Source organism: Vibrio sp. JZG10, from assembly GCF_054064075.1.
In genome coordinates this window covers 1-557 of the sequence record NZ_JBSUGE010000068.1, presented here as the reverse complement: position 1 = coordinate 557, position 557 = coordinate 1, and the positions used below count along the sequence as shown (strand labels likewise).

General features: G+C 44.9%; 1 protein-coding gene. It reads left to right on the top strand.

Features of this window, described 5'->3' with window-relative positions; genetic code table 11:
• The first annotated feature begins 30 nt into the window (after positions 1-30).
• Complete coding sequence (locus ACWYVB_RS24165; protein ID WP_268980094.1) at positions 31-507, top strand: GNAT family N-acetyltransferase; 477 nt, start codon at positions 31-33, stop codon at positions 505-507.
• Positions 508-557: the final 50 nt, after the last annotated feature.

Below are 557 nucleotides of genomic sequence, written 5' to 3'. Positions count from 1 at the left end.
GGCGTTAGGTGCTTGAAGGAAAAGGTAAGTATGGAAATTGCTTTTCGGCAGATAAACATTGATGATTGCGAATTATGCGTTGCTGCGAGAAAAGATGCATACTTTTGTAGTTTTGGGCATTACGATGGTTTCGACGACTTCATCAGTGGTTATCGTGAACGCGTCTTAGACCGTTTAGCAACATCAGGATGGTTCTATATCCATATATTTGTGGATGGTCAGTTTGCAGGGCAGTTAGAGTTTCGTAGCTTTTCACCCGAGCCGGAGACTGGTTATGCGCATCTCATTTACTTACAGCCGAATTTTCGTGGTTCAGGACTCGCTCCAAAAGTGCAGGATTATATTGTAAGCACTTTGAGTAAAGCGGGGTGTGTGCGTGCTGTACTTTCAGTAAGCCGAACTAACCATCGAGCTCTCACATTCTATAAGCGCCATGGTTGGGAGTTCGTGCGCAAGAATCCCAAGCACGATGAAACAGACTTTTACCAACTTTGGCTACGCACCTAACAAACTGTTCAAGAGGGATTCGCAACGCGTGGCATTTTTACTATGCGTTG